Genomic DNA, 24,722 nt, shown 5'->3' on the forward strand with positions numbered 1-24,722 from the left:
AGCGGCGGGCCTTTTGCTAACACCGCAGGCGCTATTTTTCCAGCGATTCCAGCCCTCTGACGGCATCCAGCAATGCGGTTTCGCTCGTCTGGCCCCGCTGCATGCGGGAAATCCGCATCGACGGGTACCAGGGCGTCCGCTCCGTGCCGGCCATGAGGTAGAAAAACAGGCTCTTGCCGGCGGGCGCCAGCACCTGCACCGGGCGCCCCAAACTGCCCGCCAGATGCGCCGTGATATTGGAAACCGTCAGTGTGGCATCCAGCGCGGCGATCTGGTCGGTCAGGGCTGCAAGGTCGTTGCGGGCATCCACTGTGGCGTCATGGATATAGCGATCGCCGAACAGGGCGCGCAGGCCGGCCTGTTCGTCTGCGGTGACATCATATTGCAGGCAGACGAACCGCGTGCCGGCCAAGGCCGCCAGCGGTGCCAGATCGGCAATGGCAATGGACTTGGCGGTGCCGAGTGCGGGATTGGCGCTGCGCCAGGACAGGCCGATCAGGAGATCTGTGCTGCCATTCTGATATTTCCGCCGGAAGCCGGTCATGCGCGCTGCATCGGATTGCAGCACCGGCAGGCCCGGCGGCGGTCCCTGTGCCAGATCGCCCAGCGACAGATGCCCGTCGAAGGTACGCTTGAGCAACGCCGGATCAGCCGTTTTGCCTTCCGGCATGAACTCGATCTGCGGGAAGCGTCGCTGCAGCAACGGGATCAGGCGCGGATCGGTTTCCAGCGTGACAATGGCGCCGGCATCGAGCAGCGCGGACAGGTATTGCAGGAACAGCAAACGGTCGCCCAACCCCTGCTCGCCCCAGACCAGCAAACGTTTGCCAGACGGATCGCCCTCATTCCACTGCGGCCAGGGCCAGCTGCGGCGCGGCAGCGGCGGTTCGGCCTTGCGCCAGCGCCAGCGATAGGCCGGCCAGCCAGCCGTGAAATCGCCATCGGCCAGTGCGGCGAGCGCATGGTTCCACTGGGTCTCGGCATCGTGGGGCCGGCGCGACAGGGCGGCCCGATAGGCCGCCAGCGCATCGGCCAGTTCGCCCATCGCATGCTTGGCCTGGGCGAAGCCGGCCAGGGCATCGGGATGTCCCTGGCTGAGACGGATGGCGCGCTCCAGCAGCGGCAGTGCCGCTTCGGTCTGGCCAAGCTCGCGCAGCGCCGCACCCTTGTTGATCAGGGCGGGCGGGTAATCGGGGCGCAGCTGCAAGGCGCGGTCGAAATGCGGCAATGCCCCGGCGTGATCGCCCGCCAGCGCCAGCAGGTTGCCCAGGTTGTTGTGGCATTCCGGCGCCTGCGGCGCGAAACCCACGGCGCGTTCGGCGGCATCGCGGGCGCCGGGCAGATCGCCCATCGCCTGCAGGCAGGTGGCCAGATTGAGCCAGGCCCCGGCATGGCCGGGCTTGCGCGTCAGCAGCTCGCGATACCCGCCGGCCGCCAGATCCCACAGACCGCCCAGCCGATGCACTTCCGACCAGGCAAACAGCGCGTCGTCGTCCTTCGGCGCCAGCCGTCGTGCGGTTTCGGCAGCCAGACGGGCCGCCTCCAGGTCGCCGCTGGCCAGCAGGGCCTCGGTATAGCTCAGCCAGAGTCCGAGCTGGTTCGGGGCACGGTCGAGCGCATGGCGCAACAGCACCGGCGCTTCACCCGCCCGCCCGCTCTGCACCAGCAGGCGGCCCAGCAGGTTATAGGCATCGAGCGCGTCGGGTGCAGAGGCCAGCACGGCGCGATAATGCCGCTCGGCATTCGGCAGGTCGCCCTGGCGATGTGCTTCCAGTCCGGCCTGCAGCTGCTGCAGAAGCGCTGCGTCCATCGGGGCCGCTGCTCCGGCGGTCATGTCTCGAAGCGGAAGTCTGGAACGTCGATGCAGCGTTCCAGCAGGCGCTTCAGCCGCTCCTGGACCTCCAGGCAAAGCTCGGGCATGGCATCCGGGACCAGCTGCTGCGGCACGTCGGACAGGCCATCGCGGCTGAACTCGACCAACACGTCCTGCTGCATCAGGAATACGGCCTGGGCAAAGAAGTTGAGCATCTCGCGCCGCTCCAGCAGCATCAGATAGGCGCCCATGGCTTTCAGCAGGGCATGGAAGGCGCGCACTTTCACCGCGGTCACTTCATAGACGATCGGTTCGCGCGTCGCCGGCGGCATATTCTCCAGCTTGCTCTCGATCACATCGCAGAAGGACAGGAACTCCTGCACGCGACGGAAGCCGTCGGCGTAATCCGAGAACGACAGCATCGTGGCCATTTCGAACATATTGGTGGTGATGGCCGCCACGTCGTTGGCACGGCCATTCAGCACCTGCAGCAGACGCACCGCCTGGCTGGCAGCAGAGTCCACGGTTGCAAGGTCGATCTGATTCTGCCGATAGTCCTGCATAATGATCGCCAGCAGAGCATAAATTGGTTAATGGTTTGATTGCTCTGCAACGCCGATTTCGCTAGAGTGCGTTTTTAATGTCTATGAGTCGCGCCACCCAATCCGCCGAATCCGGCCTCCGGCCGTCGGTTTCTTTTCCCCATCGCCATCTCCTTGGAATTGAAGGGCTTTCTGCCCAGGATATCCAGATTCTGCTGGATCAGTCCGACCGCTATGTCGATCTGAACCGGGCGGTGGAGAAGAAACAGTCCAGCCTGCGCGGCCGGACCATCATTAACCTGTTCTTCGAAAACTCCACCCGCACCCGCACCTCCTTCGAACTGGCGGGCAAGCGACTCGGCGGCGACGTCATCAACATGTCGGTCGCCACCTCGTCGGTGAAAAAGGGCGAGACCCTGATCGACACCGCGATCACCCTGAATGCCATGCACCCGGATCTGCTGGTCGTGCGGCACCAGGATTCGGGCGCAGTCGCCCTGCTGGCCCAGAAGGTCGGCTGCAGCGTCATCAACGGCGGCGACGGCAGTCATGAACATCCGACCCAGGCCCTGCTCGACGCGCTGACCATCCGCCGCCGCAAGGGCCGGCTGGAAGGCCTGTCTGTCGCCATCTGTGGCGACATCCTGCACAGCCGGGTGGCGCGCTCGAACATCCACCTGCTGAATACTATGGGCGCCCGTGTGCGCCTGATCGCCCCGCCCACATTGCTACCAGCCTTTGCCGAGCGGCTCGGCGTCGAAGTCTTCCACGACATGCGCAAGGGCCTGACCGACGTCGACATCGTGATGATGCTGCGTCTGCAGATGGAGCGCTTTCACGGCTCCTTCGTGCCGTCCACGCGGGAATACTTCCACTTTTACGGCCTCGACCACGAGAAGCTGGCCTTCGCCAAGCCCGATGCCCTGATCATGCATCCCGGCCCGATGAATCGCGGCATCGAGATCGATACCGAGGTGGCCGACGACATTCACCGCAGCGTCATCCACGAGCAGGTCGAGATGGGCGTCGCCGTCCGCATGGCCTGCCTGGAGCTGCTGGCCCAGCATCTGCCGAACTGGCGTCACAGCACGCCGCCGGATCTTGCAGATAAAACGGGCTCGTAAAGAAAACCCATGCCTCGTCGTCGTAAACTCTACACCAACGCGCGCCTGCTCGACCCGGCCTCGGGTCTCGATGTCAAAGGCGCATTGCTCACCGAGGGCGACCGCATCGTCGATCTCGGCCCCAAGCTCGCCAGCGGCAACTTCGCCGGCGATACCGAGCAGATCGACTGCCAAGGACATTGCCTTTCACCGGGCCTGATCGACATGCATGTCTGGCTGCGCGAACCCGGCGCCGAGCATCAGGAAACCATCGCCACCGGCGCCCGTGCCGCAGCCGCCGGCGGCGTCACCACCATGGTGGCGATGCCCAATACCGATCCGGTGATCGACGAAGTGGCGCTGGTGGAATTCATCGCCCGCCGCGGCACGGATACCGCCGTGGTGCGGATCCTGCCGGCCGCCGCCATCACCAAGGGCACCCGGGGCGAGGAACTGACCGAACTTGGCTTGCTGGCCCAGGCCGGCGCGGTTGCCTTCACCGATGGCGAGAAGTCGATCGCCTCGCCGCGCCTGATGCGCCGGGCGCTGTCCTACGCCACCGTCTTCGATCTGCTGCTGATGCAGCATTGCGAAGATCCGTCGCTGGCTAAGGGCGGCGTGATGAACGAGGGCGAGATCGCCGCCCGCCTCGGCCTGTCCGGCATCCCGGCCATGGCCGAGACCATCATGCTGGAACGCGACATCCGCCTGCTGGAAATGACCAACGGCCGCTTGCATGCCTCGCATCTCTCGACGCAGGACTCGCTGGATGCCGTGCGTCGCGCCAAGGCTCGCGGCCTGCGCATCACTGCCGGCGCCGCTCCGCATAACTTCTCGCTCAACGAATTCGATGTCGGCGACTATCGCACCTTCGCCAAGGTGAAGCCGCCGCTACGCGTCGAAAGCGACCGCAAGGCCGTGGTCGAGGCCATCGCGGACGGCACCATCGATGTGATCTCCTCGGCGCATGCACCGCAGGATCCGGAAAGCAAACGCCTGCCATTTGCCCAGGCCGAATTCGGCATGATCGGGCTGGAGACGCTGCTGGCGCTGACGCTGGGCCTGTACCACGATGGCTCGGTGCCGCTGCTGAAGCTGCTGGCCTGCCTCACCTGCAATCCGGCCAGGCTGCTCAAGCTGGACAGCGGTCGTCTCGCGCCCGGCGCACCGGCCGACCTGCTGGTCTTCGATCCCGATACGCCCTGGCGCGTCGATGAAAAGAAATTCCGCTCGAAGGCAAAGAATTCCGCCTATGACGGCCGCCGCGTTCAGGGCCATGCGCTGCGCACGGTGGTTGCCGGCGAGACGGTCTTCCAGCGCAAGCGCGAAAGCTGATCGCCATGGATGCGGCCTTCTGGACCTTCGATCTGCCCTACTACATTGCTGCCGTCGTCTTCGGCTACATGCTCGGCTCGATCCCCTTCGGCCTGGTGGTGACGAAGATGAGCGGGCTGGGCGATATCCGCAGCATCGGCTCGGGCAATATCGGTGCCACCAATGTGCTGCGCACCGGCCGCAAGGATCTGGCGGCCGCCACGCTGATTCTTGATGGCGGAAAAGGCACCGTCGCTGCACTGCTGGGCGCGTATTACGGCCCCGACATCATGCTGCTGGCGGCCTTCGCCGCCTTCATCGGTCATCTGTTTCCGATCTGGCTGCGCTTCAATGGCGGCAAGGGTGTCGCCACCTATCTTGGCGTCATGCTCGGCGTCGCCTGGCCGGTCGGTGTCTTCGCCTGCGCGTGCTGGCTGATTGTTGCCCTGATCACCAGGCTGTCGTCGCTGTCGGCGCTGGTCACCGCTGTCGCAACGCCGGTCGTCGCCTGGATTTATGTCAGCCCGGAAGCCGGCATCATGGGGTTCGCCATGGCGTTCCTCGTCTTCATTCGCCACCATCAGAATATCGCCCGCCTGCTCAAGGGCGAGGAACCCAAGATCGGCAAGAAGAAGCCCGATGGCAGCGGGTCGCCTCCTCAGTGAGCCTGAGAAACGCGACTGGCTGCGGCTGATCCGCAGCGCGCATCTGGGACCGATCACCTTCCACAACATACTCCGGTATTACGGCAGCGCCGCCAAAGCCATCGAGAAGCTGCCCGAGATGGCGCAGCGCGGCGGCGCGCGGCGCAAGATCACCCTTGCCGACGAAAAGACCGTCACGCAGGAACTGAAGGCGCTGAAAACCTGCGGCGCCATCCTGCTGGCCTGGGGCGAGCCGGGCTATCCCGTCGGCCTGATGCAGCTGGAGGACGCGCCGCCGCTGCTGGCGGTGAAAGGCGATCCGCTGATCACGCAGCAGCCCGGCATCGCCATTGTCGGTGCACGGAACGCCTCGGCCATCGGCCAGCGCTTCACCCGCGACATCGCCGCCGACCTCAGCCGCCACGGCTTCTGCATTCTGTCGGGTCTCGCGCGCGGCATCGACCGGGCCGCCCATGACGGCGCGCTGTCGGCCGGCGGCAGTACGGCAGCCTTTATCGGCACCGGCATCGACGTGGTGTTTCCGCCCGAGAATGCCGCGCTGCATGAGCAGATCGCCGCCCAGGGTGCGATCTTTGCCGAGATGCCGCCGGGCACCCCGCCACTGGCGCAGAATTTCCCGCGTCGCAACCGCCTGATCAGCGGGGCATCATTGGGTGTGCTGGTGATCGAGGCGGCGCTGAAATCCGGTTCGCTGATCACCGCGCGCATGGCGGCCGAACAGGGCCGCGAGGTGATGGCGGTGCCGGGCTCGCCGCTCGATCCGCGCTGCCATGGCAGCAACGACCTGATCCGCCAGGGCGCCACCCTGGTCGAGCGCATCGATGACATCCTGGCCGTGCTGGCGCCGCAGCAAAGCGCGCTGCCTGTTGCAGCAAAGCCGGATCGCGTCGCACCGATTGGCGATGACGATCTCGGCCGCGCCCATGCCGAACTTGATCGTTTGCTCTCGCCCTCGCCGGTGCTGGTCGACGATCTGGTCCGGCTCAGCGGCTTGGCCACGGCCATCGTGCAGATGGTGCTGACCGAAAAGGAACTGGCCGGCAGCCTGCTGCGCCATCCCGGCGGCAAGGTCTCGTCGGCCTGAAAAAATCCGCTTGCCTTTCCGCCGGCCCGGCGGTAGGTCTCCGGTTACGGGGACAATGCGGTCTCCCCGACTGAGATACTCCGGTATCCAAGCGCCGCTCCTGATCGTCACGCTAAAACCGCGCGTGGCAGGAGTAGCAAGATGAATACCAGCACCTTTCCCTCCATCTCCGTTGTCGACCTGGCGCGCGCGCAATCCGCCGGGCGTTTCCCGTATCTGATCGATCTGCGGCGCGAGGAACGCTATGCCGAAGCGGCGGATACGATCCGCGGTGCGCGGCGGCGGCGGCCCGAACAGATCGGCCTCTGGGCGCAGGCCCTGCCGCGCGATCAGGAGATTGTCGTGGCCTGCGTGCATGGCCATGAGGTCAGCCAGGAGGCCTGCACCGAGCTGCAGCGGCGCGGCTATCGCGCCCGCTATCTGGTCGATGGCATCGAGGGCTGGCGTGCCGCCGGTGGACCGCTGCAGGCGAAGCCGCCGGTGGAGGCCAGCCGCTGGATCACCCGCGAACGGCCGAAGATCGACCGCATCGCCTGCCCTTGGCTGGTACGGCGCTTCATCGATGCTGATGCACGCTTCCTCTATGTGCCGGCCGACCAGGTCTTCGCCCGCGCCGAAGCGTGGCAGGCCACGCCCTATGACATTCCCGGTGCGACCTACAGCCATGACGGCGAGCTTTGCAGCTTCGATACCTTCATCGCGAAGCATGCCCTGGGCGGCGATCCGGCCCTGATGCGGCTGGCCACCATCGTGCGGGCGGCCGATACCGGTCATCCGGAACTGGCGCCGCAGGCGCCTGGCCTGCTGGCCATCTCGCTCGGGCTCTCGGCCATGTTGCAGGATGATGACACCATGCTGGAGCGCGGCATACTGATCTACGATGCCCTGTATGCCTGGTGCGCCAGCGCCGCAGGCGAACAACACGGCTGGCCGCCGGCGGCGTAAGCGGGTAGAAAAAACCATGGATACGATTCCGCAAAAGACCGGGCCATCTTTCGGCGAGGCCTTTAAAACCTGGGCCAAGATCGGCCTGCTCAGCTTCGGCGGCCCGGCCGGGCAGATCGCCATGATGCATCGCATCGTGGTCGACGAGAAAAAGTGGGTCAGCGAGCCGCAGTTCCTGCATGCGCTGAACTTCTGCATGCTGCTGCCTGGCCCCGAAGCGCAGCAGACCGCCACCTATATCGGCTGGCTGCTGCATCGCTGGAAGGGCGGCCTTGCCGCCGGCCTGCTGTTCATCCTGCCCGGCCTTGCCGTCATCCTCGCCTTGAGCACCATCTACGTGCTGTGGCGCGAGGTGCCGGTCATCAGCGGCTTGTTCTTCGGCCTGCAGGCGGCCGTGCTGGCCATCGTGTTTGAGGCGATGCAGCGCATTGCCAAACGCGCGATCAAGACGCGCTTCCTGCTCGGCCTCAGTGCGGCCGCTTTCATCGGGCTGTTCGTCTTGCAGATTCCTTTCCCACTGGTCGTGCTCGGCGCCGGCCTGGTCGGCTGGCGCATCGGCCAGGCGCGACCCGACTGGATTGACGTGCAGATGAAGCATGATGACGATGTGCTGCCCAGCGTGGCGCCGAGCTGGCAGCGCAACATCGGCATCCTCGCCCTCTTCGCGCTGCTCTGGGCCGTACCGGTGCTGTACAGCTTCGCCGTCTTCGGTCCCGATCACGTCTTCAGCCAGGTCGGTGTGTTCTTCAGCAAGATGGCGGTGGTCACCTTCGGCGGCGCCTACGCAGTGCTCGCCTATGTCGGCCAGCAGGCGGTGGAAGGTTTCGGCTGGCTCGGTCCCGACGAGATGCTGCATGGCCTCGGCCTGGCCGAGACCACGCCCGGTCCGCTGATCCTGGTACTCACCTTCGTCGGCTATATCGCCGGCTTCCGCTTCGGCGGCCTCGATCCGCTGCTCGGCGGCCTGGCAGGCGGCCTGCTCGCCACCTGGGTCACCTTCGTGCCCTGCTTCCTATGGATATTCCTCTGCGCGCCCTATGTGGAACGTATCCGCCATGTGCAGGCCTTCAGCCATGCACTGGCGGCGATCACGGCGGCCGTCGTCGGCGTGATCCTCAATCTCGCAGTCTGGTTCAGCCTGCACACACTGTTCCGCGAGATGCAGCCGGTATCCTGGTCTGGTATAACCTGGGATCTGCCGGTGCTCGCCAGCCTCGATCCCTGGATGGCCGCACTCTCAGCCGCAGCGCTGATCGCGGTCTTCCGCTTTCATCTTGCGTTAGGCTGGCTACTTAGTGGGGCCGCTATTGCCGGTATAGCGATATACTTCATTCGCTCTACCGTTCAGCTCTCTATTTCATTCTAAAAAAAGGGGGCCGAAGCCCCCTTTTCCGTCTCGTCTCGCGCAGTGGCTTAGAGGCCGACCTGCGTGATGAACTTGGTGTTCAGGTAGGACTCGATGGCTTCCGAGCCGCCTTCCGAACCGTAGCCCGAATCCTTGATGCCGCCGAACGGCACTTCCGGCAGGGCCAGGCCATGATGGTTGATCGACACCATGCCGGACTCGAACGCCGCACCGATGGCAGCCGCCGTCTTGGCCGACTTGGTGTAGGCATAGGCCGCCAGGCCGAAGGGCAGACGGTTGGCCTCTTCCACCACCGCATCGAAGTTCGAGAAGGGCACGATCGGCGCCAGCGGGCCGAAAGGCTCCTCGTTCATGATGCGCATGTCGTTGTTCATGTTGGTCAGCACGGTGGGCTCGAAGAAGTTGCCCTTGTTGCCGATGCGCTTGCCGCCGGTTTCCACCTTGGCGCCCTTCGACACGGCGTCGGCGACAAACATCTCCATCGCCTGCACGCGGCGGTCATTGGCCAGCGGACCCATGCGGGTGTCCTTGTCCATGCCGTCGCCCACTTTCAGCGACTTGGCAAAGGCCGTGAAGCCCTCGACGAACTGGCCGTAGACCTTCTCATGCACCAGGAAACGGGTCGGCGACACGCAGACCTGGCCGGCATTGCGGAACTTGTTGGCCGACAGCACCTTGATGGCGGTATCGACATCGGCGTCTTCAAAGACGATGGCCGGCGCATGGCCGCCCAGCTCCATGGTGATGCGCTTCATATGCGCACCGGCCAGCATGGCGAGATGCTTGCCCACCGGGGTCGAGCCGGTGAAGGTGATCTTGCGGATCACCGGATGCGGGATCAGGTATTCCGAGATTTCCGACGGCACGCCGTAGACGAGCTGGATCGCGCCGGCCGGCACGCCGGCATCGACATAGGCCTGAACCAGCGCGGCGCAGGCGGCCGGGGTCTCTTCCGGGCCCTTCAGGATGATCGAGCAGCCGGCAGCCAAGGCAGCCGAGCATTTGCGCACTGCCTGGTTGATCGGGAAATTCCACGGGGTGAAGGCGGCGACCGGACCGACCGGCTCCTTGATCACCAGCTGGTACACGCCCTCGGCGCGCGGCGGCACGATGCGGCCATAGGTGCGGCGGGCTTCCTCGGCGAACCAGTCCATGATGTCGCCGGCGAGCATCGTCTCGCCCTTGGCTTCGATGAAGGGCTTGCCCTGCTCCATCGACATGATCTTGCCGATCTCGTCGGAGCGACTGCGGATGATGTCGGCGGCCTTGCGCAGCACCTTGTAACGGTCGAAGGGCGAAACCTTCTTCCAGGCCTTGAAGCCCTTGTCGGCAGCGGCCAGTGCGCGGTCGAGGTCGGCCTTGTCGGCATGGGCGACCTTGCCGATCTCTTCGCCGGTGGCCGGGTTCAGAACCGGCTGGCTCTTGCCGCTCGCACCCTTGCCCCAGGCGCCGTCGATATAAAGCTGCACTTCGGGATACATATGACCTCCACAATATAAGCTGAGCTTGGTCGATTTCGGGGCCGGATTATGGCGCAAACACAACGGCCCCGCTACCGGTTGCGCCCCGGCTCCGGCATCCCCAGAATGGCCGCCTCATCACTCGTCTTTTCAAAGTACAAGCATGCCCAAGAAGCCCGCAAAAACGCCCGCCAGGGCTGCCAAAGTCCCGGCTGCCGATAACCACAGCGAAACCACCGTCCTGCTGCGTATCGCTGCGGCGCTGGAACGACTGGCGCCGCCGCAGGCCCCGGTCTTCGATGACAAGACCGCCGACGCCTTTGTCTGGCATGCGGATCCCGCGCCCGGCTGGCTAGCGCCGGTGCCCAGCATCAACGCCGTGCCGATCCGTCTGCTGCAGGGCGTGGAGCGCGTGCGCGACATCCTGCTCGACAACACCCAGCGCTTCGCTAAGGGCCTGCCGGCCAACAACGCCCTGCTCTGGGGCGCGCGCGGCATGGGCAAGTCCTCGCTGGTCAAGGCCGTGCATGGCGCGATCAATGCCGAAAAGGCGCATGCGCTGGCGCTGGTGGAAATCCACCGCGAGGACATACCATCCCTGCCCGCGCTGCTGACCCTGCTGCGCGAGTCAAAGCGCCGCTTTGTGCTGTTCTGTGACGATCTGTCTTTCGATGCGGAAGACCAGCATTACAAGTCGCTGAAAGCCGTGCTGGACGGCGGCATCGAGGGCCGGCCCGATAACGTGATCCTCTATGCGACCTCGAACCGCCGCCATCTGCTGCCGCGCGACATGATGGAGAACGAGAAGTCGACCGCGATCAATCCGCATGAAGCCGTGGAAGAGAAAGTGTCGCTGTCGGATCGCTTCGGCCTCTGGCTCGGTTTCCATTCCTGCAGCCAGGAGGATTTCTTCGCCATGCTGGACGGCTATTGCGCCGCCTATGGCCTGAAAATCGACCAGAAGCAGCTGCGCGCCGAAGCGGTGGAATGGTCGATGACGCGCGGTGCGCGGTCTGGCCGCGTCGCCTGGCAGTTCATCCAGGATCTCGCCGGCCGTCTCGGCAAGCCGCTGAAAGCCCCGAAGTAGGGTTTACGCGACCGACAGGAATTTGGCGGGATCGACCGCCTGGGTGCCGCGGCGGATTTCGAAATGCAGCTGCGGCTGGCCGACGCCGCCGGTGCTGCCGACCGTGCCGATGGCCTGGCCCTTGGTCACCTTCTGGCCCTTCTTGACCAGCGCCCGGTCGAGATGGGCATAAGCGGTCATCCAGCCATCGGCATGACGCACCAGCAGCAGGTTGCCGAAGCCCTTCAGTTCCGAACCGGCATAGACCACCACGCCATTCTCGGCCGCGATCACCGGCGCACCGGCGCGCGCGGCGATGTTGATGCCGTCGTTATGCAGCCCGTCGGGCGTCGGGCCGAAACCGGCCAGCACACGACCGCGCACCGGCCATGAGAAGGTGCGGCCGGCACGCGGCGGCAGCACGGTATCCTGTTGTGGGTCGGCCACAGGTGGAGCTGTCAGCGGCGGCGGTGTCGGCGCGGCGGCCACCTGCGGCGCCGGGACTGGTGCCTGTGCCGGTGCAGTCTCGGCCGGCGGCACGGCCGTGCCGCGCGCGGGAACATTGGCTTCCGGCAAAGGTGCCGGCGCCTGCGGCTCGCTCGCCGGCTGTTGCGGTACCGGCGGAAGATTCGATGTTGCGCCAGGCGGCGGCAGGGCCTCGACCTGGAAACCGCGTGGCGCCGGTGTCTGCGGTGCGGTCGGACTTTCCGGTGCGGGCGCGGCCGCCGTGGTCGCGGCATAGCCGGTCTGCGATGGCAGCCGCAGGCTCTGGCCCACGCTGATCGTATAGGGCGGCTGCAGGTCGTTGGCCTGCGCCATGGCATAGACATCGGCGCCATGGCTGCGCGAAATGCTGTACAGCGTCTCGCCGCGCTGCACCGTATGGAACTGTCCGGTCGGCAGGATGATCGTCCGGCCCGGCGTCAGTCCATAAGGCGGCTGCAGGCCGTTATCGTCGATGATGGCGCGCACCGGGCGGTTATACCGCCGTGCCAACCCGTAGACGGTATCGCCGTTCTGCACGACCACCGTCTCGCCTTGCCGGCTGCCGGATGGCGTCTGGGCTGTCGAGGGTGCACCGGGCGCGGCGCTGCTGACCATACCGGACTGCGGGCCGCCGCGATGGCCGAAGCTGACCGGCGCCGGCTGCTGCACACCGCACGCGGTCAGCAGGCCGAGCAGTCCGATCAGACAGAATGCGCGAATCCGTATCATCGGCGGTGAGTCTAAGGCCCTTCCGGTTCTGCCACAATCTCAGGCAAATGGCCGGTTTTAAACCGGCGCAGCGGCTTCCCGGGCGATTCCCGGCAGCAGCGGCACGAACCGCACCGGCAGCAGCCGTTCCTCGCGCACCGCATCGCCGTCGCGGGTGTAGCGGATCACGTCCTGTTCGGTGGCGTTCACGGCCACCGGCGCTACCATGATGCCGCCCTGTGGCGAAAGCTGGGCGATCAGCCCGTCCGGACGGCTGTCGGCGGCTGCGGTCACCAGGATACGGTCGAACGGCGCCTGCTCCGGCCAGCCCTTGTTGCCATCGCCCAGCTTCGTGGTGACATTGGTGATCTTGAGATCGGCCAGGCGCTTTTCCGCCGTGGTCAGCAGCGAGCGGTAACGTTCGACGGTATAGACGCGCCGGCACAGCCGGGTCAGCACCGCGGTCTGGTAGCCAGAGCCGGTGCCGATTTCCAGCACCTTCATGCGGTCGCCGATCTGCAGCGCCTCGGTCATATAGGCGACCACATAGGGCTGGCTGATCGTCTGCCCCTGGGTGATCGGCAGGGCGATATTGTCATAGGCATGCTTGAGGAATTGTTCGGCGACAAACAGCTCGCGCGGCACCCGCTCCAGCGCGGCCAGTACACGGGTATCGTTGATGCCCTGCTTGCGCAGTTCCATCAACAGCTGGATGACGCGCGTGTCCACCGGTTTACTTCAGCGCGGCTTTCAGCGCCCGCATACTATCGGTATGGGTCAGGTCGAGCTGCAGCGGCGTGACCGAGATCGCGCCATTTTCGGTGGCGCCCAGATCGGTCTGGCGCTTGGCCTTGTTCTTCATGCGGCGGAAACCGATCCAGTAATACGGCACGCCGCGCGCATCGACGCGGGCATCCAGCAGCAGGTCGGTCAGGTCGCGCTTGCCCTGCTTCACGACTTCGACGCCGGTGACCGATTCCGCCACCACATCGGGGAAGTTGATGTTGATCAGCGTGTCCTTGGGCCAGCCGGATTTCAGCAGCTTCTTGATGACGCGCGGCGCGTGATATTCGGCGGTGGCCCATTTCACCGGATGGCCATGCTGGAAACACTGGCTCAGCGCGATCGACGGCACCCCGAGCAGCGAACCTTCCATGGCCACGGCAACCGTGCCCGAATAGGTGACGTCCTCGCCCAGGTTGGCACCGCGGTTGACGCCCGACAGCAGCAGGTCGGGCTTCTTGTCCTTGAACAGTTCGTGCATCGCCATCATGACGCAGTCGGTCGGCGTGCCGCGCACCGCATATTTGCGCGCGTTGATCTTGCGCAGTCGCAGCGGCAGGGTGAGCGTCAGCGAATGCGAAGCGCCGGACTGCTCGTATTCCGGGGCGACCACCCAGACATCTTTGGACAGCGACTTCGCCACCTTCTCCAGGATTTTCAGGCCCGGCGCATGAATGCCGTCGTCATTGGAGACCAGGATGCGCATTACGGGGAAACCTTTTCGATCTTGGTCAGGCCGCCCATATAGGGCTTGAGCGCGTCCGGCACGGCGATGCTGCCGTCCTCGTTCTGGTAGTTCTCCATCACCGCGATCATGGTGCGGCCGACCGCCAGGCCCGAGCCGTTCAGCGTATGGACGAAGCGGGTCTGTTTCTCGCCCGGCGCACGGCAGCGCGCATTCATGCGCCGCGCCTGCCAGTCGCCGCAATTGGAGCAGGAGGAAATCTCGCGATACTGGTCCTGGCCCGGCAGCCAGACTTCCAGGTCGTAGGTCTTGCGCGCGCCGCCGCCCATATCGCCGGCGCAGAGCAGCATGGTGCGGAACGGCAGCTCCAGCTTTTTCAGCACGGTCTCGGCAGCGCCGGTCATGCGCTCATGCTCTTCGACGGATTTTTCCGGCGTGACGATGCTGACCAGCTCCACCTTGTTGAACTGGTGCTGGCGGATCATGCCGCGGGTGTCGCGGCCGGCCGCCCCGGCTTCCGAGCGGAAACAGGCGGTCAGTGCCGTGAAGCGCCAGGGCAGTTCGCTCTCGTCGATAATCAGATCGCGCGCCAGATTGGTCAGCGGCACTTCCGCGGTCGGGATGAGCCAAAGCCGGCCTTTATTATTATGAAGTGCTGCATCCATGCTTTGTCGAAAATCATCGTTCGCTTCAGCAGTAGATTTAAATGTTTTCTTGCGATGCTCTTCAAATGCCGCATGGAAAACATTCATTCCATTGAAGGTGGCAAATAAATCATTTCCAAACTTCGGCAGCTGGCCAGTGCCAAAGGCCGAGGCGTCATTGACCATCAGCGGCGGCTGCATTTCGGTATAGCCGAATTCGGTGGTGTGCAGATCCAGCATGAACTGGCCAAGGGCCCGCTCCAGCTTTGCCAGCTGCGACTTCAGCACGGTAAAACGCGCCCCGGCCAGCTTCACGCCGGCGGCAAAGTCCATATAGCCGAGCGCCTCGCCGAGGTCGAAATGCTCTTTCGGCTTGAAGCTGTAGTTGCGCGGCGCGCCGGTGCGGCGCTGCTCGACATTGGCCTTCTCGTCCTGACCCTCCGGCACGTCATCGGCCGGCAGGTTCGGAATCCGCGACAGGGCATCGGTCAGCGCTTCTTCCTGGGCCTTCTGCTCGGCTTCCAACTGGCCCAGGCGCTCTTTCAGAGCCGCCACCTCGGCCATCAGTTCGGCCGCGCGGGCCTCATCCTTCCGGCCCTTGGCAGCGCCGATCTCCTTGGACAGCGTGTTGCGCTTGCCCTGCAGCTCGTCGAATTCCATCTGGGCCGCGCGGCGTTTGCGGTCCAGCTCGATCAGCGCGGCCGATTGCGGCGCCACGCCACGGCGGGCAATCGCGCGGTCGAAAGCTTCCGGATTGTCCCGGATCAGTTTGATGTCATGCATGACGCGTTACCTTCAGGGTGCCGGCGGGCGGATACCGTCATCCGTGACCGGCTCATCCTTTTCGTCTTTCTCGGCTTCGGCCTTTTCGGCGGCCTCGCGTTTGGCGCGGTCCTTTTCGATCCAGCGCACCATCCAGATCGAGATTTCGTAGAGCAGGATCAGCGGCACGGCGAGGCCGACCTGGCTGATCACATCCGGCGGCGTCACGATTGCCGAGAAGACGAACATGCCGACGATGGCATAGCGCCGCTTGGCCGCCAGTCCCGCAGAGGTGGCGATGCCGACCTTGCCCAGCAGAGTGAGCAGCACCGGTAGTTCGAAGGCGATACCGAACGCGAAGATCAGGGTCATCACCAGCGACAGGTATTCGCTGACCTTGGTTTCGAGCTGGATCGGGATGCTGCCGTCGCCGCCGGGGCTTTCGAAGCCGATGAAGAACTTCAGCGCCACCGGCATGATGAAGTAGTAGACGAAGCTGCCGCCGATGGCGAACAGCACCGGCGTGGCGACGAGAAACGGCATGAAGGCGTTTCGTTCGTTCTTGTAGAGGCCGGGCGCCACGAAAATCCAGACCTGTGCGGCGATCACCGGGAAGCTGACCAGCATCGCCGCCCAGAAGGACAGCCGGATATAGGTGAAGAAGGCTTCCTGCGGCGCCGTGAAGATCATGCGCCGGCCTTCGGTGCCGGCTGCCTCGATCAGCGGATGCATCAGCAGGGCATAGATCTGCGGCGCAAAGAAATAGCAGACGGCAAAGGCGATGAAGATGGCGCCGACCGCCCACATCAGGCGGTTGCGCAGCTCGATCAGGTGATCGAGCAGCGGCATGCGGGAGGCCTCAACCTCGTCTTCCGGCTTGGTGGTCTCGCTCACGCCTTGGTCTCGGTCTTCTCGGGGGCCGGCGTCTCTGCCGCGGGCGCCGGCTCAACCGGTTTTGCCTCGGGGCCCGGATCGGCGATCTTGGTGACGGTGTCGGACTCGGCTTTCAGGGGATCCGATGTGGCATCGATGATCGCCTGGTTATGCTCCTGGAACTGCTTTTCCAGCGAACCGTCCGGATCGAAGGTCTTCTTGACCTCGGACTCGATGGAGAAATCGGTGACCGACTTGGCAGCCTTGCGAAGCTCATCCAGCTCGGACTCGCGCACCATGTCGTCGATGCCGCTCTGGAACTCGCGCGCCATCGACCGCGCCTTGGCGGTCCACTGTCCCACCGTGCGCAGCACTTTGGGCAGGTCTTTGGGCCCGATGACGACCAGAGCCACCACCGCGATTACACCCAGTTCCGACCAGGCAATGTCGAACATCGCCGCCTAAGCCATCCGTGCTGTTGCTGCGCCCGTCTTTGAGACGGTCGCCATTGCTTAATGCTGCGCGGTCTTGTCGGCCGGCGTACCGCCAGGAACGCCACTTGGCGGCGTCGCGCCGCCCGGCGTGGTCTGCTGGTTGATGACCGGCGGCTGACCGGCGGCGGCCTCGTCGGGGGCGCCCTCTTCCTTCATCCCCTTGCGGAAATTCTTGATGCCCGAAGCCAGATCGCCGGCGACCTTCGGCAGCTTGCCGGCGCCGAAGATGATCAGGATCACCAGCAGGACGATCAGCCAGTGCCAGAAACTGAAGCTACCCATACCCATATCTCCTTCAACGCGGGACCCGCCGGAACCGGCCGGAAGGCCTGACGCCGCAGCGCTGCACTATGGCAGAGATGGCGCGGCCAAGGCAATCTTCCGCCCCCCAACTTTGTGCTGCGCCAACCGCCTAAGCGGCAGGAAAAACAAAGCAGAAATCCGGATTAAGGCCGAAATGCAGCACCGTGCCAGTACCGGGCAGCGGACCAGCCGGCAGGCGGGCGGCCAGACGCAATCCGGTCCCGTTGCCGATTTCCAGCCGGCGGTAGGCGCCCAGCGCCGTGGCGCGTTCCACCGTGAAGGCAATCCCGCTGCCATCGGTCCGTTCCTGCAGCGCCTCGGGCCGGAACATCAGCATGGCGGCGCTGCCATCGGCCAGGCGCGCGGAGGCCGGCAGCCGACCGAAGGGCGTCTCCACCGCTGCGCCGGAAACCCGCACCGGAATTTCATTGGTCTCGCTTAAGAATCGCGCGGTAAACGGCGTCGCCGGCGTCGCATAAACCTGGGCCGGGGTATCCAGCTGCTCGATGCGGCCGTCCTGCATGATGGCGATGCGGTCGCCCATACGCATGGCTTCTTCGGGATCGTGCGTCACCAGCAGGGTCGCCGTGCCGGCCTGTTTCAGCACCGACACGGTTTCGTCACGAATCTGGTCGCGCAGGCGACTGTCCAGGCTGGAAAACGGTTCGTCCAGCAGCATCACGCTGGGCTCCGGCGCCATGGCGCGGGCCAGCGCCACGCGCTGCTGCTCGCCGCCGGACAGGCGATGCGGATAGCTGTCGAGATGCTGGGTCAGGCCGAGCCGGCCGGCCCAGGTCCTGATCCGGCTGTCGCGTTCGGCAGCCTCCACATGACCGAGGCCGAAGCCGATATTCTGCGCGACGCTTAAGTGTGGAAACAGCGCGTGGTCCTGGAACACCATGCCGACATGGCGCTGTTCGGTCGGGATGCTGACGCCGGCGCCGGCCACGCGCCGCGCGCCGATGCGCACTTCACCGCTTTGCAGGTCTTCCAGACCCGCTGCAAGGCGCAGCGTGGTCGACTTGCCGCAGCCCGACGGGCCGAGCAGGCCGAGGATTTCGCCCGGCGCCACCTGGAAACTGATATCGCTGACGGCGCGGCGGGCGCCGTAATCGTGGCTCACCCCGATCAGATCGAGGCCGCCGGCCGATGCTGCACCTTGCGGCGCGTCACGCATCGTCGGATGCGCCCGCCTTGTCCTTGGCTGTCTTGGCGTCGGCATCCTCGTCGATCAGCGGCTCGAGGAATTCGCGGCCATCGTCATCTTCGCCCAGCGGATCTTCGCCGGCATCGCCATCCAGGCTTTCGCCCGGCATCGGAATGCCGCCAGAGGCCGGCAGGGCTTCCAGCAGGCCGGAGGCGCGCAGTTCTTCGATACCCGGCAGCGCATCGGCGCTTTCCAGGCCAAAATGCAGCAGGAACTCGTCGGTGATGCCATAGGTGACCGGCCGGCCCGGCACGCGACGGCGGCCGCGCACCTTGACCCAGTCGATCTCCATCAGCAGGTCCAGTGTGCCCTTGCTCAGGGACACGCCGCGAATGTCTTCGATCTCGGCGCGGGTGCAGGGCTGGTGATAGGCGATGATCGCCAGAGTCTCCATGGCGGCGCGCGACAGCTTGCGCTGCACCTGGCGATGCTCTTCCAGCATATGCTGCAGATCGGGCGCGGTCATGAAGGACCAGCGGCCGGCGACCTTGTTCAGCACCACGCCGCGCGGGCGGTAGACGTCCTGCAGGGCCGCGAGAACGGCAGGCACACGGGTGCCCTTGGGCAGGCGCTTGCGCAGGGTCGCTTCGTCCAGCGGCTCGGCGGCGGCGAACAGCAGGGCCTCGGCGATCCGAATGGCGGTGGCGAAGGCGATTTCACGCTCCTCGTCCGTCATCTCCGGGCCTTCGTCCTCGCCCTCCTCGCCTTCGACGGCCGCCGCCTTGGGCTTGCGCGTGCGGGCCGGCTTCGGTGCTACGACAGCTTCGGCGTCGCTGCCCTCTTCCTCGTCTTCGTCATCATCGTCGTCTTCGTCATCCGACTCATCATCGTCATCGTCGGAATCGTCGTCATCATCATCGTCGTCGTCGTCGTCATCGTCGAAGTCGTCATCCTCGTCGTCTTCGTCCGGCTTCGACGCAGCCGCAGCCTGTTCTGCCGCCTCGTCGTCCTCGACGGCAGCATCCACGGCGGCCTCGGCGGCCATCAGTTCGGGTTCGTCATCCAGCCGCTCGTTGGCCGGCAGTTCGGTATTGGACATCACGTCTTACTCTTCCGGATTGGCCGACGCGGCCGGCATGTTGCCCTGGCCGCGACGGATGTAGATGGGACCGAAGGTCTGCACCTGCTTCAGTTCGATCAGGCCCTGCTTGGCCATTTCGAGGCTGGCGTTGAAGGTGGAGGCCAGTGCCGATTTCACGGTGAACGGATCGTCGGAATCGACCGGCAGGAAGCTCTGCAGCGTGGCCCAGTCGGGGATCTGGCCCAGCATGCTGCGCAGGCGGGCCAGCGCCTCTTCCACCGAGACGATGCGGCGCCGTGCCATCTTCATGGTCAGCACTTCGCTCGAACCCTTGGAGGCGCGGAACTCGGCATAGGCCTTGAGCAGCTCGTAGAGCGTGGCGTTGTAGACCGACTTGCGGATCACGCGCACGCCTTCGGGCTGGCCGCGCAGGAACATGGCCAGGCCGACCTGGTCGCGCTTGGTCAGGTCCTCGACCGCCTTGCGCATGGCTTCCAGCTTCTGCAACTGGAAGGCCAGGCGGGCGGCCATGTCGGCGCCGGACGGCTCGCCTTCCTTCTCCGGCTCAGGCAGCAGCAGGCGGGATTTCAGGTAGGCCAGCCAGGCCGCCATGACCAGGTAGTCGGCGGCAACCTCGATGCGCACCTTGCGCAGCTCGGCGATGAATTTCAGATACTGCTCGGCCAGCGCCAGGATGGAAATCTTGCGCAGGTCCACCTTCTGGTCGCGGGCCAGCGCCAGCAGCACGTCCAGCGGACCTTCGAAACTGTCGAGACTGAGGACCAGCTGTTCCCCCAGCCGCAGGCCCTCGGCCAGGCCGTCACGCTGCCCGGTATCGAAGGTCTCCCCGCCGGCAGGACCATCCTGTACGGGCGCGGGGGTATCGGCGGCTTCGGTCACGGTCACGCATCCCCAGGGACAGAAAAATCAAACAGGGCCGCGGTGTTAGCCGCCGTGCCCGGACAACGCAAGCAGGATGTCCCCCAGGCTGACCACAATCGGCATGATCAGCTCAGATAACGGGTTCCAGTTGCTGCCGAATTCCCGCGCCGCCAAGGGTATGACGAACACCAGAATCAGCAGCAGAACCATGCCATAGCGCTCCAGCCGGGCCAAGGGACGCGCCAGCGGCAGCGGCAGCAAACCGACCGCCACCCGGCCGCCATCCAGCGGCGGTAAAGGCAGCATGTTAAATACACATAATATCAGATTGATAAGAATGGCATTATTGAGATTATTGGCAACCCATTCGCTGACGCCGCCGCCGCCCTCCGGCACCAGATGGAACAGCAGCATGGCGATAAAGGCCTGGATCAGGTTCACACCCGGCCCGGCTATCGCCACCAGCGCCATGTCGCGGCGCGGCGACGGCAGCGCCCAGAAGTCGACCGGCACCGGTTTGGCCCAGCCGAACAGGAACGGCGCCTTGAACAGCAGCAGCATGGCCGGCACCACCACGGTGCCCATGGGGTCGACATGGCGCAGCGGGTTCAGGCTCAGCCGCCCGGCCTTCTGTGCCGTATCGTCGCCCAGCCGGTACGCGACGAAGCCATGGGCCGCCTCGTGCAGGGTGATGGCCAGCAGCGCCGGCAGGATCCAGACCGACGCCGTATACAGGATCGCGGCGATACTCTCGCTCACACCCGATCTTCCATCGTACCGGCCTGCTCCATCAGGCTGTGGTAGCGCGCCCGCTCCTCGGCCGTGAACGGCTTGGGCGCCGGCAGGGCCAGGCGGGCATTGCGCACCCGCTCGGCCGCCTGCGCGGTCATCGCCGGCAGCGCCGTGAACAGCGCCTGCATCTCGGCGAGATTCCCCGAGCAGTGCAGCACCAGGTCGCAGCCGGCCTGCAGCGAGGCAACGCCGGTTTCCGCCGGTGTGCCCTTCAGCGCCTTCATCGTGAGGTCGTCAGAGATCAGCACGCCGTCGAAGCCGATCTGACCGCGGATGATCTCGGCGATCACCTTGGCCGAAAGCGTCGCCGGCCGGTCGGGATCGAGCGCGCTGTAGACGATATGCGCGGTCATCGCCCAGGGCGCGTGCTTCAGCGCCACGAAGGGCTGGAAATCGCTCATCTCAAGGATGGTGCGTTCGGTATCGACAATCGGCAGATCGAGATGGCTGTCGGTATGCGAGCGGCCATGGCCGGGAATATGCTTGATCACCGGCAGCACGCCGGCATCGGCCAGACCGCGCATCACGGCTTCGGCAATGGCTGTCACGGTCTTGGCCTCGCGGCCATAGGCGCGATCGCCGATCACGTCATGGGCGCCTTCGATCGGCAGGTCGGCGACCGGCGCGCAGTCAACGTCGATGCCCAGCTCGGCCAGGATACTGCCGATCCAGCGATAGTTCAGATAGGCCGCCTCTTCCGCCGCCTGGCTGTCGCGGGCGTAAAGCTGGCCAAACACGCTGCCGCGCGGGAACAGCGGCCAGTGCGGCGCCTTCAGGCGTGCGACGCGGCCGCCTTCCTGATCGATCAGCACCGGCGCGAAGGCATTGCCGACCACGCCGCGGAAATCATTGATCAGCGCTTTCACCTGCGCCGGGTTGTCGATGTTGCGGGCAAACAGGATCAGGCCCAGCGGCTTGCGCACGCCGAACAGCACGCGCTCTTCCGCCGTCAGCTGCTGGCCGGCGCAGCCGACCACCACCGGGGCATAGGCGCGCCATTCGATATCCTTAGCGTCCGACAACGATGCAGCCCTGGTTCTTGGCCGACAGCGCCGCGCAGGCGGCGGTGGCAGCGGCGCGATCCTTCAGCGGGCCGGCCTGCAGGCGGATGAAGGTGCCCTTGTCGGCGATCTCCACCTTCTCGTAGGACGGCTGCAGGCTGCCGAGTTCGGCAGGGAATTTCTTCTGCAGTGCATTCCAGGTGGCGGTCGCCGCCGGCTGGTCCTTCAGCGAGGCCAACTGGATGCGGGCCGAACCACCGGGTGTGGCCGTGACGGTTGGCGTGGCGGCCGGTGTCGCAGCTGGCGTCGATGCGGCCGGAGCCGGTGCTGCCGGCGCAGCAGCCGTGCGCGGCGCCACCGGCTGCGGCTGGCCAGGCGTAGCCTGCGGGATCACCGGCGTCGGGCTCGGCGCATCGGTACGGTTCGGCGGCGTGGTGGCAGAGGGAGCCTGGCCCGGCACGGCACTGGGCGCCGGCCGCGTCGGTACGGTCACCGACGGCGATGCGCTGCCGGGCTGTGTCGGCGCGGCAGCCGGACGTTCCGGCGGCGGCAGCAGCTTTTCGGTCTGGTTGCCGGTCGCGGTCTGGCTGCCGCCCGGCAGGCGTTCGTAAATCTGCTTGTCCTGGTTCGGCACCTGCAGGCCGCCGGGATTTTCCGGCGCGACTTTCGTCGGCCCCTGATCGGCGCGGATCAGCGGCGGCGCACCGCTGGCGCCGCGCTTCACGCCCTGGTCATAGGCGAACCAGATGCCGATACCGAAGGCGACAACTGCGCCCAGAGCAATACCGGCCGTGATCAGGCGCTTGGGGTTGCGCGCCGGCATGTCTTCGCCGGGCACCGGGCGGGCGCTGCGTTCACCGCGGAAATCGCTCATGTCTCACCTCATCTCTTCGACGGGCGTCACGCCCATCACCGACAGACCCGAGGCGATCACCAGGGCGACGGCGCGCAGAAGCGCCAGCCGCGCGCGGGTCAGCGCAACATCCTCGGGCAACAGGAACCGTACAGACGTGTCGTCGCGGCCGACATTCCACAGGCCATGGAATCCGGCGGCAACCTCTTGCAGGAAAAACGCCACGCGATGCGGCTCATGGGCTTCGGCTGCAGACTCCACCAGGCGCGGCCAGGCGGCCAGCAGCTTGATCAGCGCCAGTTCGGCCGGATGCGACAGGCGGGTGAAATCGGCGGCCGTGAGCGCGGCATCGGCCGTGTCGATCTCTGCCACTTCGGTTTTTGCGTTGCGCAGCACCGAGCAGATACGCGCATGGGCATACTGCACATAGAAGACCGGATTGTCTTTCGACTGCTCGGTCACCTTCTTGAAATCGAAATCCAGCTGCGCGTCATTCTTGCGCGTCAGCATGATGAAGCGCACGACATCCTTGCCCACTTCATCGACCACGTCGCGCAGGGTGACGAAGGTGCCGGCCCGCTTGGACATGCGCACCGGCTGGCCGTCGTCCAGCAGGTTGACCATCTGCACCAGCTTGACGTCCAGCTCGGCCTCGTTGTTCGACAGCGCCTTGACGGCCGCCTTCATGCGCTTGACATAGCCGCCATGATCGGCACCCCAGACATCGATCATCTGGCTGAAGCCGCGGCGATACTTGTCGTCGTGATAGGCGATATCGGCGCCGAAATAGGTCCAGCTGCCATCGGACTTCTTTAGCGGACGATCCGTGTCATCGCCGAATTCAGAGGCCTTGAACAGCGCCTGCGGCCGCGCTTCGTAATCGTCGGGCAGTTTGCCCTTGGGCGGTTCCAGCACGCCGGTATAGATCAGGTCGCGCTGGTGCAGGCGATCAAACGCCGTCTGCACCGCGCCGCTCTCATGCAGCGCCTTCTCCGATGTGAAAACGGCGTGATGGATGTTCAGCGCGGCGAGATCCTCGCGCACCATGATCATCATCGCGTCGGTGGCTTCCTTGCGGAACAGCGACAGCCAGTCGGCTTCGTCGGCCTTCTGGAAGGTGTCGCCGTATTTGCTGGCCAGCGCCTCGCCCAGCGGCTTCAGGTAGTCGCCGGGATACAGGCCGTCCGGGATGGTGATGCTTTCGCCCAGCGCCTCGCGGTAGCGCAGATGGGTCGAGCGCGCCAGCACATCCACCTGAGCGCCGGCGTCGTTGATGTAATATTCGCGGGTGACGTCATAGCCGGCCTTGTCGAGCAGCGCAGCCAGCGCATCGCCGAACACCGCGCCGCGGCAATGGCCCACATGCATGGGCCCGGTCGGGTTGGCCGACACGTATTCGACATTCACCTTGGTCTCGGCGCCCAGCTTGGAGTCGCCGTAATCGAGACCCAGCTTGAGGATGGTGCCGATCTGCGCCTGCCAGGCGGCCGGCTTGAGCCGCAGGTTGATGAAGCCCGGGCCGGCGATCTCGACCGCCTCGACGGTGTCGATGGCTTCCAGCAGCGGCTTCAGCTTTTCGGCGAGCGCACGCGGCGCCATCCCGGCCGGCTTGGCGATCACCATGGCTACGTTGGTGGCGAGGTCGCCATGGGCCGGATCGCGCGGCGGCTCGACGGCGACCGCCTTCAGCGGCAGATCACCCGGCAGGTTCAGACCTTCGACGGCCTGGATCACCGCGCGGCGGAATTCGGCAAAAACATTCATTTCGGCAAGGCTTTTCTCAAAAACATATGAATCGTGGCGGAAACTAACCATATGATTGCCGCGTCGCAATGTACGCACGACCGGGCGAATCGGAGCCGAAATTGAC

The 24,722-nt window shown here is 65.3% G+C and carries 24 protein-coding genes and 1 pseudogene; 7 read left to right on the forward strand and 18 right to left on the reverse strand.

Features of this window, described 5'->3' with window-relative positions:
- Positions 1–31 precede the first annotated feature (31 nt).
- Together AC1ROB_RS21725 and AC1ROB_RS21730 are read right to left on the reverse strand one after the other, a co-directional pair.
- A complete protein-coding gene (locus AC1ROB_RS21725; protein WP_492972978.1) occupies positions 32–1,810 on the reverse strand; it encodes a tetratricopeptide repeat protein in 1,779 nt (592 codons plus the stop codon).
- A gap of 20 nt (positions 1,811–1,830) precedes the next feature.
- Positions 1,831–2,376, reverse strand: coding sequence for a hypothetical protein (locus AC1ROB_RS21730; protein WP_492972977.1), 546 nt, complete (start codon positions 2,374–2,376; stop codon positions 1,831–1,833).
- A gap of 83 nt (positions 2,377–2,459) precedes the next feature.
- Between AC1ROB_RS21730 and AC1ROB_RS21735 the strand changes: the two genes are divergently transcribed.
- The 6 genes from AC1ROB_RS21735 (at position 2,460) to chrA (ending at position 8,832) form a co-directional block, all read left to right on the forward strand.
- The gene (locus tag AC1ROB_RS21735) at positions 2,460–3,479 is read left to right on the forward strand and encodes an aspartate carbamoyltransferase catalytic subunit (protein WP_492973283.1); all 1,020 of its coding nucleotides are present in this window, start codon (positions 2,460–2,462) and stop codon (positions 3,477–3,479) included.
- Between the two features lie 9 nt (positions 3,480–3,488).
- Entirely contained in the window at positions 3,489–4,793 is a 1,305-nt protein-coding gene (gene pyrC / locus AC1ROB_RS21740) for a dihydroorotase (RefSeq protein WP_492972976.1), read from the forward strand.
- 5 nt (positions 4,794–4,798) lie between these two features.
- Positions 4,799–5,437, forward strand: a complete 639-nt coding sequence (gene plsY, locus AC1ROB_RS21745) for a glycerol-3-phosphate 1-O-acyltransferase PlsY (protein ID WP_492972975.1) — start codon at positions 4,799–4,801, stop codon at positions 5,435–5,437.
- Positions 5,412–6,521 carry a DNA-processing protein DprA gene (dprA, locus tag AC1ROB_RS21750; protein ID WP_492972974.1) on the forward strand — a complete coding sequence of 370 codons (1,110 nt, stop codon included), beginning with the start codon at positions 5,412–5,414 and terminating at the stop codon, positions 6,519–6,521. Before plsY ends, dprA begins: the two co-directional genes overlap by 26 nt.
- A 141-nt stretch (positions 6,522–6,662) precedes the next feature.
- On the forward strand, positions 6,663–7,466 hold the full coding sequence (locus AC1ROB_RS21755) for a chromate resistance protein ChrB domain-containing protein (RefSeq protein ID WP_492972973.1): 804 nt from the start codon (positions 6,663–6,665) through the stop codon (positions 7,464–7,466).
- Positions 7,467–7,482: 16 nt separating this feature from the next.
- Positions 7,483–8,832, forward strand: a complete 1,350-nt coding sequence (gene chrA, locus AC1ROB_RS21760; protein WP_492972972.1) for a chromate efflux transporter — start codon at positions 7,483–7,485, stop codon at positions 8,830–8,832.
- 47 nt (positions 8,833–8,879) lie between these two features.
- On the opposite strand, the gene AC1ROB_RS21765 is transcribed toward chrA, so the two are convergent.
- Positions 8,880–10,313: an NAD-dependent succinate-semialdehyde dehydrogenase gene (locus AC1ROB_RS21765; RefSeq protein ID WP_492972971.1), complete on the reverse strand. Its 1,434-nt coding sequence runs from the start codon at positions 10,311–10,313 to the stop codon at positions 8,880–8,882.
- Between the two features lie 142 nt (positions 10,314–10,455).
- Here AC1ROB_RS21765 and AC1ROB_RS21770 point away from each other — a divergent pair, with 142 nt between their 5' ends.
- Positions 10,456–11,379, forward strand: a complete 924-nt coding sequence (locus AC1ROB_RS21770; protein WP_492972970.1) for an ATP-binding protein — start codon at positions 10,456–10,458, stop codon at positions 11,377–11,379.
- Positions 11,380–11,382: 3 nt separating this feature from the next.
- Here AC1ROB_RS21770 and AC1ROB_RS21775 read toward each other — a convergent pair whose 3' ends face one another.
- The 15 genes and pseudogenes from AC1ROB_RS21775 to argS form a co-directional block, all read right to left on the reverse strand.
- A complete protein-coding gene (locus AC1ROB_RS21775) occupies positions 11,383–12,573 on the reverse strand; it encodes a peptidoglycan DD-metalloendopeptidase family protein (RefSeq protein ID WP_492972969.1) in 1,191 nt (396 codons plus the stop codon).
- Positions 12,574–12,630: 57 nt separating this feature from the next.
- The gene (locus AC1ROB_RS21780; RefSeq protein ID WP_492972968.1) at positions 12,631–13,281 is read right to left on the reverse strand and encodes a protein-L-isoaspartate(D-aspartate) O-methyltransferase; all 651 of its coding nucleotides are present in this window, start codon (positions 13,279–13,281) and stop codon (positions 12,631–12,633) included.
- 4 nt (positions 13,282–13,285) lie between these two features.
- Positions 13,286–14,041 (reverse strand): 5'/3'-nucleotidase SurE, encoded by a 756-nt coding sequence (gene surE, locus AC1ROB_RS21785; protein ID WP_492972967.1) that lies wholly within the window; start codon positions 14,039–14,041, stop codon positions 13,286–13,288.
- Complete coding sequence (gene serS, locus AC1ROB_RS21790) at positions 14,041–14,772, reverse strand: serine--tRNA ligase (RefSeq protein WP_493031568.1); 732 nt, start codon at positions 14,770–14,772, stop codon at positions 14,041–14,043. The genes surE and serS overlap by 1 nt, the downstream gene beginning before the upstream one ends.
- A 9-nt stretch (positions 14,773–14,781) precedes the next feature.
- Positions 14,782–15,447 (reverse strand): annotated as a pseudogene (locus AC1ROB_RS21795) (serine--tRNA ligase); the annotation flags it as partial.
- 12 nt (positions 15,448–15,459) lie between these two features.
- A complete protein-coding gene (gene tatC / locus AC1ROB_RS21800; protein WP_492972966.1) occupies positions 15,460–16,320 on the reverse strand; it encodes a twin-arginine translocase subunit TatC in 861 nt (286 codons plus the stop codon).
- On the reverse strand, positions 16,317–16,754 hold the full coding sequence (tatB, locus tag AC1ROB_RS21805; RefSeq protein ID WP_492972965.1) for a Sec-independent protein translocase protein TatB: 438 nt from the start codon (positions 16,752–16,754) through the stop codon (positions 16,317–16,319). The genes tatC and tatB overlap by 4 nt, the downstream gene beginning before the upstream one ends.
- Positions 16,755–16,811: 57 nt before the next feature.
- Entirely contained in the window at positions 16,812–17,075 is a 264-nt protein-coding gene (locus AC1ROB_RS21810) for a twin-arginine translocase TatA/TatE family subunit (RefSeq protein WP_492972964.1), read from the reverse strand.
- A gap of 130 nt (positions 17,076–17,205) precedes the next feature.
- Positions 17,206–18,273 (reverse strand): ABC transporter ATP-binding protein, encoded by a 1,068-nt coding sequence (locus AC1ROB_RS21815; RefSeq protein WP_492972963.1) that lies wholly within the window; start codon positions 18,271–18,273, stop codon positions 17,206–17,208.
- On the reverse strand, positions 18,266–19,342 hold the full coding sequence (gene scpB, locus AC1ROB_RS21820) for an SMC-Scp complex subunit ScpB (protein WP_492972962.1): 1,077 nt from the start codon (positions 19,340–19,342) through the stop codon (positions 18,266–18,268). The genes AC1ROB_RS21815 and scpB overlap by 8 nt, the downstream gene beginning before the upstream one ends.
- 6 nt (positions 19,343–19,348) lie before the next feature.
- Positions 19,349–20,224, reverse strand: coding sequence for a segregation and condensation protein A (locus tag AC1ROB_RS21825; RefSeq protein ID WP_492972961.1), 876 nt, complete (start codon positions 20,222–20,224; stop codon positions 19,349–19,351).
- Positions 20,225–20,269: 45 nt separating this feature from the next.
- Entirely contained in the window at positions 20,270–20,965 is a 696-nt protein-coding gene (locus AC1ROB_RS21830) for a site-2 protease family protein (protein WP_492972960.1), read from the reverse strand.
- On the reverse strand, positions 20,962–22,020 hold the full coding sequence (nagZ, locus tag AC1ROB_RS21835) for a beta-N-acetylhexosaminidase (RefSeq protein ID WP_492972959.1): 1,059 nt from the start codon (positions 22,018–22,020) through the stop codon (positions 20,962–20,964). Before nagZ ends, AC1ROB_RS21830 begins: the two co-directional genes overlap by 4 nt.
- Entirely contained in the window at positions 22,007–22,873 is an 867-nt protein-coding gene (locus AC1ROB_RS21840; protein ID WP_492972958.1) for an SPOR domain-containing protein, read from the reverse strand. The genes nagZ and AC1ROB_RS21840 overlap by 14 nt, the downstream gene beginning before the upstream one ends.
- Positions 22,874–22,876: 3 nt before the next feature.
- Positions 22,877–24,616 carry an arginine--tRNA ligase gene (gene argS, locus AC1ROB_RS21845; RefSeq protein WP_492972957.1) on the reverse strand — a complete coding sequence of 580 codons (1,740 nt, stop codon included), beginning with the start codon at positions 24,614–24,616 and terminating at the stop codon, positions 22,877–22,879.
- Between the last annotated feature and the right edge of the window lie 106 nt (positions 24,617–24,722).

The sequence above is a fragment of the Ferrovibrio sp. GW821-FHT12F09 genome (genome assembly GCF_058806775.1).

Bases quoted from the DNA above. Each gene is read 5' to 3' on its own strand.
- AC1ROB_RS21725 (WP_492972978.1), bottom strand. From the start codon at position 1,810: ATGGACGCAGCGCTTCTGCAGCAGCTGCAGGCCGGACTGGAAGCACAT.
- AC1ROB_RS21730 (WP_492972977.1), bottom strand. From the start codon at position 2,376: ATGCAGGACTATCGGCAGAATCAGATCGACCTTGCAACCGTGGACTCT.
- AC1ROB_RS21735 (WP_492973283.1), top strand. From the start codon at position 2,460: ATGAGTCGCGCCACCCAATCCGCCGAATCCGGCCTCCGGCCGTCGGTT.
- pyrC (WP_492972976.1), top strand. From the start codon at position 3,489: ATGCCTCGTCGTCGTAAACTCTACACCAACGCGCGCCTGCTCGACCCG.
- plsY (WP_492972975.1), top strand. From the start codon at position 4,799: ATGGATGCGGCCTTCTGGACCTTCGATCTGCCCTACTACATTGCTGCC.
- dprA (WP_492972974.1), top strand. From the start codon at position 5,412: ATGGCAGCGGGTCGCCTCCTCAGTGAGCCTGAGAAACGCGACTGGCTG.
- AC1ROB_RS21755 (WP_492972973.1), top strand. From the start codon at position 6,663: ATGAATACCAGCACCTTTCCCTCCATCTCCGTTGTCGACCTGGCGCGC.
- chrA (WP_492972972.1), top strand. From the start codon at position 7,483: ATGGATACGATTCCGCAAAAGACCGGGCCATCTTTCGGCGAGGCCTTT.
- AC1ROB_RS21765 (WP_492972971.1), bottom strand. From the start codon at position 10,313: ATGTATCCCGAAGTGCAGCTTTATATCGACGGCGCCTGGGGCAAGGGT.
- AC1ROB_RS21770 (WP_492972970.1), top strand. From the start codon at position 10,456: ATGCCCAAGAAGCCCGCAAAAACGCCCGCCAGGGCTGCCAAAGTCCCG.
- AC1ROB_RS21775 (WP_492972969.1), bottom strand. From the start codon at position 12,573: ATGATACGGATTCGCGCATTCTGTCTGATCGGACTGCTCGGCCTGCTG.
- surE (WP_492972967.1), bottom strand. From the start codon at position 14,041: ATGCGCATCCTGGTCTCCAATGACGACGGCATTCATGCGCCGGGCCTG.
- serS (WP_493031568.1), bottom strand. From the start codon at position 14,772: ATGAATGTTTTCCATGCGGCATTTGAAGAGCATCGCAAGAAAACATTT.
- tatB (WP_492972965.1), bottom strand. From the start codon at position 16,754: ATGTTCGACATTGCCTGGTCGGAACTGGGTGTAATCGCGGTGGTGGCT.
- AC1ROB_RS21810 (WP_492972964.1), bottom strand. From the start codon at position 17,075: ATGGGTAGCTTCAGTTTCTGGCACTGGCTGATCGTCCTGCTGGTGATC.
- AC1ROB_RS21815 (WP_492972963.1), bottom strand. From the start codon at position 18,273: ATGCGTGACGCGCCGCAAGGTGCAGCATCGGCCGGCGGCCTCGATCTG.
- scpB (WP_492972962.1), bottom strand. From the start codon at position 19,342: ATGTCCAATACCGAACTGCCGGCCAACGAGCGGCTGGATGACGAACCC.
- AC1ROB_RS21840 (WP_492972958.1), bottom strand. From the start codon at position 22,873: ATGAGCGATTTCCGCGGTGAACGCAGCGCCCGCCCGGTGCCCGGCGAA.
- argS (WP_492972957.1), bottom strand. From the start codon at position 24,616: ATGAATGTTTTTGCCGAATTCCGCCGCGCGGTGATCCAGGCCGTCGAA.